The following is a 12192-nucleotide window of genomic DNA, read 5'->3' on the forward strand; positions in this document are numbered from 1 at the left end:
AATAATGAGAAATTCACCAAAAAATAGAGAAAAATTTAGTAAGTGCCTCTAAAAAGGCGCTGTCGGAGGGGTAACTGTTAATATATTTATTTAAAAGAGTTATAATAAAGGAGTAAATAAATTCAGGTGTTAATAGTAAAAAAAGACAAATAAAAAATGCTACCGAAGTAGCATTTGATACGTCATCTAAATGACAATCGGGAAACCCGACATTTAAGCATAAGCTTTATTTTAACTCGTTGTGTTATTTTGAACTGTATCAAAACTATTTGTTTCGACACTATTAGCATAATCACTTTTTAGGAGGATGTCAAGGTATGAGCCAAAATATTGTGGATTATTGTATTGGACTAGATTTAGGAACAGGGTCTGTAGGATGGGCCGTTGTAGACATGAATCATAGACTTATGAAAAGAAATGGGAAACATCTATGGGGATCTAGATTATTTAATAATGCAGAAACAGCAGCTAATAGAAGAGCTAGTAGATCAACTCGTAGAAGATACAATAAGAGAAGAGAAAGAATTAGATTATTAAGAGCTATTTTGCAAGATATGGTTTTAGAGAATGATCCAACTTTCTTTATTAGACTAGAGCACACTTCTTTTTTAGATGAAGAAGATAAAGCTAATTATTTGGGAGCAGATTATAAGGATAATTATAACTTGTTTATTGATGAAGATTTTAATGATTATACTTATTATCATAAGTATCCTACTATTTATCACTTAAGAAAGGCATTGTGTGAATCAACTGAAAAAGCTGATCCAAGACTTATTTATTTAGCATTGCACCATATCGTGAAATATAGAGGAAACTTCTTATATGAAGGTCAGAAATTTAATATGGATGCATCAAATATTGAAGATAAGTTGTCAGATGTATTTACACAATTTGCAGATTTCAACAATATTCCTTATGAGGACGATGAAAAGAAGAATCTAGCAATATTAGAAATATTAAAGAAGCCATTATCAAAGAAAGCAAAGGTTGATGAAGTTATGGCTTTAATTGCACCAGAGAAAGATTATAAGAGTGCATTTAAAGAATTAGTGACTGGTATAGCTGGAAACAAAATGAATGTTACTAAGATGATTCTATGTGAATCTATTAAGCAAGGGGATTCTGAAATTAAACTTAAGTTTTCTGATTCAAATTATGATGATCAGTTTAGTGAAGTTGAAAATGATTTAGGGGAATATGTAGAGTTTATTGATTCTTTGCATAATATCTATAGCTGGGTTGAGTTACAGACAATTATGGGAGCAACACATACTGATAATGCGTCAATTTCTGAAGCAATGGTGAGTCGTTATAACAAGCATCATGATGATTTAAAATTATTAAAAGATTGTATTAAGAATAATGTTCCTAAGAAATATTTTGATATGTTCAGAAATGATAATGAGAAATTGAAGGGATATTATAATTATATTAATCACCCATCTAAAGCGCCTGTAGATGAATTTTATAAGTATGTAAAGAAGTGCATTGAAAAGGTTGATACACCAGAAGCAAAACAGATTTTGCATGATATTGAACTAGAAAATTTCTTATTAAAACAGAATTCACGTACTAATGGATCTGTACCTTATCAGATGCAGCTTGATGAAATGATTAAGATTATAGATAATCAGGCAAAATACTATCCAGTATTAAAGGAAAAAAGAGAACAACTATTATCTATTTTAACATTTAGAATTCCTTACTACTTTGGTCCACTAAATGAAAATAGTGAGTTCTCATGGATTAAACGTTTAGAAGGTAAAGAAAACCAAAGAATACTACCTTGGAACTATCAGGATATTGTAGATGTAGATGCAACTGCAGAAGAGTTCATTAAGCGTATGACTAACTATTGTACATATTTCCCTGATGAACAGGTATTGCCTAAGAATTCACTTATAGTATCTAAATATGAAGTATACAATGAATTAAATAAGATTAGAGTTGATGATAAGCTTTTAGAAGTAGATGTTAAGAATGATATTTATAATGAACTTTTCATGAAGAACAAGACAGTTACTGAAAAGAAATTAAAGAACTGGTTAGTGAATAATCAATGTTGTAGTAAAGATGCAGAAATTAAAGGTTTCCAGAAAGAAAATCAATTCTCAACTTCATTAACTCCATGGATTGATTTCACAAACATCTTTGGCAAGATTGATCAGTCTAACTTTAATCTTATCGAAAATATCATCTATGATTTGACTGTATTTGAAGATAAGAAAATTATGAAGCGTAGATTAAAGAAAAAATACGCATTACCGGATGACAAGATTAAACAGATTTTAAAATTAAAGTATAAAGAGTGGTCAAGATTATCAAAGAAACTACTTGATGGTATTGTTGCTGATAATAAATTTGGTAGCAGTGTCACAGTATTAGATGTTTTAGAAATGTCTCGTTTAAACTTGATGGAAATCATTAATGATAGAGATTTAGGATATGCACAGATGATTGAAGCTGCTGCTTCTTGCCCTGAAGATGGTAAATTTACTTATGATGAAGTAGAAAGACTAGCAGGATCACCAGCACTAAAGAGAGGTATATGGCAGTCTTTACAAATTGTAGAAGAAATTACTAAAGTAATGAAATGTAGACCTAAGTATATCTATATCGAATTTGAAAGATCTGAAGAAGCTAAAGAAAGAACAGAATCTAAGATTAAGAAACTAGAAAATGTGTATAAAGACTTAGATGAACAAACAAAAGTTGAATACAAGACTGTGTTAGAAGAATTAAAAGGTTTTGATAACACAAAGAAGATTTCTTCTGATAGTTTATTCTTATATTTCACTCAGTTAGGTAAATGTATGTATTCTGGTAAAAAACTAGATATTGATTCATTAGACAAGTATCAGATTGATCATATTGTGCCTCAGTCTCTTGTTAAGGATGATAGTTTTGATAACAGAGTTCTTGTAATACCTGAAGAAAATCAGAGAAAACTAGATGATTTAGTTGTTCCTTCTGATGTTCGTGTGAAAATGATTGGATTCTGGAAATTGTTATTTGATCATGAATTGATTAGTCCCAAGAAATTCTATTCTTTAATCAAAACTGAATATACAGAAAGAGATGAAGAAAGATTTATTAATAGACAGTTAGTAGAAACAAGACAGATTACAAAGAATGTAACTCAAATCATTGAAGATCACTATTCTACAACTAAAGTTGCAGCTATTCGTGCAAACTTATCTCATGAATTTAGAGTAAAGAATCATATTTATAAGAACAGAGATATTAATGATTATCATCATGCACATGATGCTTATATTGTGGCATTGATTGGTGGATTTATGCGTGATAGATATCCTAATATGCATGATTCTAAAGCTGTTTATTCTGAATACATGAAGATGTTTAGAAAGAATAAGAACGATCAAAAGAGATGGAAAGACGGCTTTGTGATTAATAGTATGAACTATCCATATAAAGTTGATGGTGAGCTTATTTGGAATCCAGATATTATTAATGAAATCAAGAAATGTTTCTATTATAAAGATTGTTATTGTACAACTAAATTAGATCAGAAGAGTGGACAGATGTTTAATTTGACTGTTCTTTCTAATGATAAAAATTCTTCTAATGGTGTAACAAAAGCAGTTGTACCAGTTAATAAGAACCGTAGTGATGTTCACAAATATGGTGGATTTAGTGGATTGCAATATATTATTGTTGCAATAGAAGGAAAGAAAAAAAGAGGAAAGAAAACTGAATTAGTTAAGAAAATATCAGGTGTTCCTTTACATTTAAAAGCAGCTTCTATTGATGAAAAAATCAAGTATATAGAAGAAAAAGAAAGTTTGAGTGATGTGAGAATTATTAAAGATAATATTCCGGTTAACCAAATGATTGAAATGGATGGTGGAGAATATTTATTAACATCACCAACAGAATATGTAAATGGTAGACAACTTGTTTTAAACGAAAAGCAGTGTGCATTAATTGCGGATATATATAATGCAATTTTCAAAGAAGATTATGATGCACTAGATGATATTTTGATGATTCAATTATATATTGAACTAACAAATAAAATGAAAACATTATATCCTGCATATCAAGGTATTGCAGAAAAATTTGAAAGCATGAATGAGGATTATGTCGCTGTTTCTAAAGAAGAAAAGGCAAATATCATAAAGCAAATGTTGATTATTATGCATAGAGGGCCTAGAAATGGAAAAATTCAATATGCTGATTTTAATATAGGAGATAGAATTGGAAGAAAAAGTAAAGTGAGTTTGGATTTGGAAAAAGTAATATTCGTCTCTCAGTCACCAACAGGAATATACACTAAAAAATACAAATTATGAGTTGGCGAACAGTAGTTATAGACAGCAGAGCTAAACTTACTTATAAGAATGGATATTTAATAGTAAGAAGCGATGAAGTACATATGATTCACTTATCTGAAATAAATATACTTATTATAAGTAGTACTGCTGTTGCCATTACTTCCTACTTAGTAAACGAGTTACTAAGTAGGAAGATTAAAATTGTATTTTGTGATGAAAAAAGAAATCCTGTAGGTGAAGTAATGTCATATTATGGGTGTCATAATTCTAGTAAAAGAGTACGCCAACAAATAAACTGGGATTATGATTATGCTAAAGAGGTTTGGACTGCAATAATCAAAGAAAAGATTAAGAACCAAGCTAAACTATTAGAGAACTACGATGAAGATGGATCAAAGAAACTATATAAGTATGTTGATCAGATCAGATTATTTGATTCGACTAATAGAGAAGGGCATGCAGCTAAAGTGTATTTTGATGACTTGTTTGGCGTGGATTTCACAAGAACATCAAAGAGTGATATCAATGCATCTTTGAATTATGGATATTCAATTTTGTTATCACAATTTAATAAAGAACTTGTGTTAAATGGTTATTTAACACAGCTAGGAATAAAACATTGTAATGAGTTTAATCCATTTAATTTATCATCGGACTTAATGGAACCATTTAGACCATTAGTAGATAAAATAGTCAGAGAAAACTGTGATGAGATATTTGATGGTTCTATGAGGCTTAAATTAGTAGATGTGTTAAATCATAAAGTTAGAATAAAGAATAGTAATCAGTATGTTTCTAATGCGATATCTATATATGTGAAAAGTGTGATTAAGGCAATTGAAAAGAAAGATATCAGCTATCTAGAGTTTTTTGAATATGAGTTATAGATATATGAGGATTATTGTATTTTTTGATTTGCCTACACTTACATATAAAGATCAGAAAGAATATAGATTGTTTAGAAAACTGCTTATTAATGATGGATTTGTGATGATGCAGGAGAGTGTTTATTGTAAATTGGCTTTGAATAATTCTATTGTGAAAGCACAGGTAAAAAGAATTAGAGATAATAAACCTAGTGCTGGAGATGTAGAAGTTCTAATTATTACAGAAAAACAATTCGCTTCAATAGAATATATTTGTGGTAATAAACAGACTCTTAAAGAGGATAGTGAAGAAAGGCTGATAGTCCTATGAAACTAAGAATTATGGGATTTGAAGAAATAGACTTTAATGATCAAGATAATACTATTTTGATTATTAAGAATCATAAGTTTTATGCTCACATTTTAAGCTTATTGTCATCTATCCTATATGATAAGAATAAGAGTACAGAACTGTTGTTTATTGATGGAGAGAAGAATATTACTACTAATGTATTATTGATAACAGATCTTTATAAAATAGATTTTAATGACAAGAGTCTGTTAAAAGAAATCTATGCACAAATAAGCAAAAGTATCATATCTGATGAAGATAAATGTATGAGATATCAAAAGTTAGTTGATGATCTTAGTGCCATGTTAGAAGATGAACTAGAAGATTACAATCTAGAGTTTGACTATAAAAATGACTTAACTATTGAAAACTATTTAAAGGCAGTGTCTTTAAAGATATCAAGAAAAGCAGAAGAAAAGCTTTATGATAGGCTAATGAATTATGTGGAGCTAGTCACTGAGTTGGTAAAGAAGCCAGTGCTAGTTCTATATAATTGTCTTGATTATTTAGATGATGAAGAATTAGTGGAATTGATTAAGTATAAGAATTATAAGCATCTTCATTTGTTGTTTATAGAGAATAAAAGTAGGGAAGTTGATTTTATTACTTTCAGAAAATATATAATAGATGAAGATTTATGTGAAGATTATGATAAAATAGAAGAGGTTCAAAGTGACTAGGGAGTCGTTATCCTGAAAAGAATCCTAGCTTTAAATCGGAAAATACTATCTAATTTTTTGAATTTGAGGTTTTAGGGTTGTGTAATTTTGAACTGAATTAAAACTCTAAATTTCTGCCTAGTGTCATCTACAAAGTTTTAGGGTTGTGTAATTTTGAACTGAATTAAAACTTACATCGACAAGCAGTTTGATCACATCTTGTTTTAGGGTTGTGTAATTTTGAACTGAATTAAAACATAGAACCCGTGGGGCAATAGAAGGTATCAGTTTTAGGGTTGTGTAATTTTGAACTGAATTAAAACTCCTTAGAAGACGATTCAATTTATTAGGAAGTTTTAGGGTTGTGTAATTTTGAACTGAATTAAAACACTGCCTAGCAATGGTTGGGGCACAATGTCGTTTTAGGGTTGTGTAATTTTGAACTGAATTAAAACCATGATCAAGCTGTTGAGAAACACCAAAGAGTTTTAGGGTTGTGTAATTTTGAACTGAATTAAAACCGGTGATGAAGTGTTAGTTGATACGCAGTTGTTTTAGGGTTGTGTAATTTTGAACTGAATTAAAACCATCATCTCTTGATATATATTGATGTATTAGTTTTAGGGTTGTGTAATTTTGAACTGAATTAAAACACATGTACAGAAAATATCACAATACAAAGAGTTTTAGGGTTGTGTAATTTTGAACTGAATTAAAACCCTTCATGCCATACTCGCACTGCAGTTCCAGTTTTAGGGTTGTGTAATTTTGAACTGAATTAAAACCATCATCAAGAAGCAGTCTAAAGGAGGAGAGTTTTAGGGTTGTGTAATTTTGAACTGAATTAAAACTCTTCCATCCAGCCATAGCCATATAGCTCAGTTTTAGGGTTGTGTAATTTTGAACTGAATTAAAACTTCCCTGACTTTGAACGTGATTCAATCGAAGTTTTAGGGTTGTGTAATTTTGAACTGAATTAAAACACGACATAGATTCGTCTGATTTACCATTCTGTTTTAGGGTTGTGTAATTTTGAACTGAATTAAAACTGGAAGATATAATCAAAAGTGCATTAAAGGGTTTTAGGGTTGTGTAATTTTGAACTGAATTAAAACTAATGTATTGAAATTATTACAAGATGTCGGGTTTTAGGGTTGTGTAATTTTGAACTGAATTAAAACACTTGCGAAAATGAAGTACAAAACGCTCGGGTTTTAGGGTTGTGTAATTTTGAACTGAATTAAAACTGCTGATGATGCAGAACTTTTTGACATCGTGTTTTAGGGTTGTGTAATTTTGAACTGAATTAAAACAGGTATCAAAGGTACTATGTCAGGGACTGAGTTTTAGGGTTGTGTAATTTTGAACTGAATTAAAACATGTCTGATTGAAAAAGGTGAACACGTACCGTTTTAGGGTTGTGTAATTTTGAACTGAATTAAAACAACTAATCATATTGGTTATGCTGCTAAAAGGTTTTAGGGTTGTGTAATTTTGAACTGAATTAAAACTTATAAATGCATTTGAACAATTAAATGTTGAGTTTTAGGGTTGTGTAATTTTGAACTGAATTAAAACTGCGACAGGAAGCGATATCTCTTCAGATACGTTTTAGGGTTGTGTAATTTTGAACTGAATTAAAACTGAGCCACGAAGAGAATGGCTGTCGCTGATGTTTTAGGGTTGTGTAATTTTGAACTGAATTAAAACTTGCTAAATTATTCATGGCGCTCATGATTAGTTTTAGGGTTGTGTAATTTTGAACTGAATTAAAACTCAACACTTAGAGATCTATCTACAGTACAAGTTTTAGGGTTGTGTAATTTTGAACTGAATTAAAACACTTTTAACTAATAACTGTAAATCTACAGTGTTTTAGGGTTGTGTAATTTTGAACTGAATTAAAACACATGACAACACAGCTTGTACTGCCTGATGGTTTTAGGGTTGTGTAATTTTGAACTGAATTAAAACATGTTGATGATTTACTTGTTTATCAGATAAGTTTTAGGGTTGTGTAATTTTGAACTGAATTAAAACTAGGCTATTTAGAGTATATGAAGTTTTATAGTTTTAGGGTTGTGTAATTTTGAACTGAATTAAAACACGACCGACCATGTCACGCATGACCCTAGAGTTTTAGGGTTGTGTAATTTTGAACTGAATTAAAACTTGATAGCATGACGTCCATTTAACGCTCTTGTTTTAGGGTTGTGTAATTTTGAACTGAATTAAAACCCCCAGGCGCAGGAATGTATAGTCAAACGGAGTGTTTTAGGGTTGTGTAGTTTGAACTGAATTAAAATTTTTCCAACTTTCGTTGATGAAGTTTTAGTGTTGTGTTATTTATGCTAATAATAAAATAAGAATGTAAGATACATTAGGATAGTGTGAAATTGCATTCTTGTTTTATCACTTTTTATCTTAACGGTGTCTTGTATTATAATTTCTATTCGTATTCTCGCAAAAACCTATAATTTTATAGTTGTGTTATTATGGATGTAATTCTTATTTATGAAGTATGATCATTTATGAGTTTAATGCTATAGTGATGCAATATTAGTTTCTTGAACAGAACTCTTTTCCCTTGAATTTATACACTTTTTGATTTCTTGAAATCAATAAATCAATCAGTATAATAATTATTGGAAAGGGGTAAATAACTATGAAACTATCAGACTTTCATTCATTTAAACGTAAACTCAATGAACTTTATATTAATGTAAAAGACAGTAGTATGTACAAACAACTCTTCAACACCATCGATGCGTTAGACTGCTTCGAAACCTACTGTTTAGGAATAAGTTATCAAATCGTTTCTCACAGCACCCTCTCTAGGGATCATCAAATAGAATTATTAGATGAATTTTATGAAGAAGCACACATACCCTTTGATCCAGAAGAAGTATATACTATGATGGAAAACGGACCATATACAATAGACGAGAATCCTATTTGGTATGGTATAGATGCTATGACATCTAATCGTTCTGGATCTGTTAACTTCTGCCTTTACTATTCTTTAATGACAGGCATGATATCTGAACAAGAAGGGATTAACTACTATAATGAGTTGACTAAGCTGTTAAGTAGTTTCCTACATTCATTCGGTCATCATACAGATGTATATGTTGATGAGTACATTGCTGAAACAGAGCACTATACAACTACTATGGCTGCCCAATTCGTCGAGAACTGTCAAAAAGAATACATGCAGGCATCAAAAAAGTAAATTAAACATAAAAAAAGACTTGAATGGGGGAATATTCAAGTCTTTTTTCTGCTTTTCTTTTCGTCTCTTATTATAGCATAAACTGTAATCGCTATCAACAATTATTTTACATATACCCAATCACACTATATAATGATACAGTATTGATATGGAGGAATTATAGAATGTTGGAAAATAAGAAGAATGTATTATTTGATATGGATGGATTACTCATTGATAGTGAATCTTTAGGAATCAAGATGTGGGAAAAGGTATTTGCTAGTCATAATGAACCATTTAATCCAGAAGCTGCCTATAAAACTATTGGTTCAAACGGTTTAGCAGCACAAGAAATGTTGGAAAAAATCACAGGTAATAGATATTATTTTACTCGTTTTAGAGAAGATAAGATTAAAGAAACAAGAAAATACTTAGAAACAAACCCTATGCCAGTAAAGAAGGGTGCTCATGAATTATTAACATATCTAAAAGATAATGATTATACATTGGTCCTTACTAGTTCTACTTTTGAACCAGATGTACTATTCTCATTAAAGTCTGCAGGTTTAGACAAGTACTTTGATAAGTTTGTATGTGGTGATCATGTCACTCGTGCTAAACCTAATCCAGAGATATTTAATAAGGCAATAGAAATCTATGGATTAAATAAAGAAGAAACATTCATTTTAGAAGATTCTAGAAATGGTATTATTGCGGCAGATGCTGCAGGTATTGATGTCATTGGTGTACCTGATTTAGTAGATATTAGTGATATGAACCAATCACACTTATTATGTATCAAAGAAAATCTTCTAAAAGTGCTCGATTTAATAAAATAATTAAAGATTAAAAACCTCTTATCACATCTATCATGTTACAATAGAGAAGGAAGGAGGTTTTTTTATGGATTATAATGGTTTAAGTATTGTATCACCACAACATTATCCTGATGGTAAAGAATGGAATAACCTCTTTAATCTTTGGCTTCAAGATTATGATATCAATACAGATATTACAGAACGTTTTCATTATTTGATATCTCATTCAGATTATCTTGTAATGGTTCAAAGACCATTAAACAATGATAATTCCGATTATGAAATCATTTCTGTATCTAATGAACAACAACAATCCTATTTACCTGCTTTCACAAATATAAAGGAGATTACAGACTATATAGATCTTCCTGAACCACAATCAGGTTACCAGGTAGAAGTAATGGTAGCTTCTTATAAACGCCTCTTAGAAGAGATATATATGCGTACAGAAGGGTTGAATGGTTTAGTGATTAATCCTTTCTCACAAAAGCTTATTGCGAATGAGAAACTATTAAATAGTATAGGACACAATACAACAACAGGTATTAATCATCATAAAGACTTACCAAGTCTTGTGCCAGCTAATTTAAAGTTTAGAAAGAATATGAAGATCTATCATTCTAATGGTAAAGATCCTCATGTAAAAGAGTTATTAAAAGAAAGTGTAGAAGACCTTATGGAGGATGGGGTCTTTGCTTGCCCTGTACTTGTAAATAAGAAAGACTTATATACAAATAAGACAGGAGAACTTGCTTTGCACACAGGTGCTGATATTTATATCAAACCACTTATGTGTTCTCATGCTGATCCTAATAAACTCTATATTAGTTTATTTACTGGATTAGAAGATGTAAAAAGAGTAGATATGACACATGATGAACCAGATATGGAAATGATTATTACATGTCAATCATTTGAATCATACAAGGATGTACTCTTTTCTAGTGATGCATTTTGTGGTATTCTCATTAATCCTTTTACAGATCATCTAGGGTTTTCTAAAGACATGTTAGATGAAATGTTTTATAATAAAGAAACTATCAACTAAGGAGGAAAACAAGTTGAATTACAAACCTTTAAACGATGCTCAAGCATTTACTACATCAAGATGGACTGACTCCCTTGATGCATGGAAAAAAGCTCAGGGTGACAAAGAAGTAGCCTACAAAGCATTCCTTAAGAACCTAACAGAATCACATTATTATGGTTATATGAATCTACCAGAAAGCGGTGAAAATTTAGAATATGATCATTCATTCTTTACTATCTCACCACAGGATGGAAGTAAGAATTTTATTTCTGTTTATACTTCATTAAAAGAATTAAAAAGCAGTCTTGCAAAACCTGAAACATCAATGCCAGGAAGAAAAGTAGAAGCAGTAGAAGTCAACTATGCTTTCCTAGCAAAAGAACTTACACTTGCTGATGGTAATCAAATTGATGGTATTGTGATTAACCCATTTAGTGATGACTATATTCTTACAAGAGAAGAATTAGTACAGATTTCTAAACGTTTATGTAATGGTTTAAACCATACAGAAGATTTAGGTAACTTCACTCCTGCAAATATCTTTATTAAAGAAATTTGGAAGATTTTCCAGAATACTGAAGATGATGATAAGAAAGCAGAAATCTTTAATCATATGATGGAAGCATTTAATGATGCTTTATTCGCATTACCTATTATGGTAAGAAAAGAAGATTTAGTAGTAGAAGATGGTAATACATACATTGCTAGATCAGATGCAGATCTTGCGATTAGAATGTTATCAAGTGAAGATAATGGTGATCAGGCTAATATTGTTCCACTCTTTACATCACAGGAAGATATTGAAACATTAGATGGCTGGAACGCTGAAGATGAAGAGAGAAAATCTATACTAATGGCTGCTGATCTTGATACTCATTTAGGAGGACTTAATAATGGTGAAGCCTTTGATGCACTCGTTATTAATCCATTCACAGATAATATTGTACTTACAAAA

The 12192-nt window shown here is 30.5% G+C and carries 8 protein-coding genes and 1 CRISPR repeat array; all 8 genes read left to right on the forward strand.

The features are described from left to right. The first annotated feature begins 317 nt into the window (after positions 1-317). Positions 318-4319 (forward strand): type II CRISPR RNA-guided endonuclease Cas9, encoded by a 4002-nt coding sequence (gene cas9 / locus Q0F58_RS13665; protein WP_294377540.1) that lies wholly within the window; start codon positions 318-320, stop codon positions 4317-4319. Continuing rightward, the gene (gene cas1 / locus Q0F58_RS13670; RefSeq protein WP_294377542.1) at positions 4316-5188 is read left to right on the forward strand and encodes a type II CRISPR-associated endonuclease Cas1; all 873 of its coding nucleotides are present in this window, start codon (positions 4316-4318) and stop codon (positions 5186-5188) included. Before cas9 ends, cas1 begins: the two co-directional genes overlap by 4 nt. Further along, positions 5178-5498 carry a CRISPR-associated endonuclease Cas2 gene (cas2, locus tag Q0F58_RS13675; protein WP_294377543.1) on the forward strand — a complete coding sequence of 107 codons (321 nt, stop codon included), beginning with the start codon at positions 5178-5180 and terminating at the stop codon, positions 5496-5498. Before cas1 ends, cas2 begins: the two co-directional genes overlap by 11 nt. Further along, entirely contained in the window at positions 5495-6199 is a 705-nt protein-coding gene (gene csn2, locus Q0F58_RS13680) for a type II-A CRISPR-associated protein Csn2 (protein WP_294377545.1), read from the forward strand. Before cas2 ends, csn2 begins: the two co-directional genes overlap by 4 nt. Positions 6200-6267: 68 nt before the next feature. Continuing rightward, positions 6268-8542: a CRISPR direct-repeat array (repeat unit 36 nt; unit sequence GTTTTAGGGTTGTGTAATTTTGAACTGAATTAAAAC). Positions 8543-8843: 301 nt separating this feature from the next. Next, entirely contained in the window at positions 8844-9410 is a 567-nt protein-coding gene (locus Q0F58_RS13685; RefSeq protein ID WP_294377547.1) for a hypothetical protein, read from the forward strand. Between the two features lie 143 nt (positions 9411-9553). After that, the gene (locus Q0F58_RS13690; RefSeq protein WP_294377549.1) at positions 9554-10228 is read left to right on the forward strand and encodes an HAD family phosphatase; all 675 of its coding nucleotides are present in this window, start codon (positions 9554-9556) and stop codon (positions 10226-10228) included. Between the two features lie 64 nt (positions 10229-10292). Continuing rightward, complete coding sequence (locus Q0F58_RS13695; RefSeq protein ID WP_294377551.1) at positions 10293-11255, forward strand: SseB family protein; 963 nt, start codon at positions 10293-10295, stop codon at positions 11253-11255. A 13-nt stretch (positions 11256-11268) separates the two neighbouring features. Next, on the forward strand, positions 11269-12192 hold a 924-nt coding region (locus tag Q0F58_RS13700), incomplete at its 3' end, for an SseB family protein (protein ID WP_294377552.1).

This window comes from uncultured Clostridium sp. (assembly GCF_934754915.1).
GTDB lineage: Bacteria > Bacillota > Clostridia > Clostridiales > Clostridiaceae > Clostridium.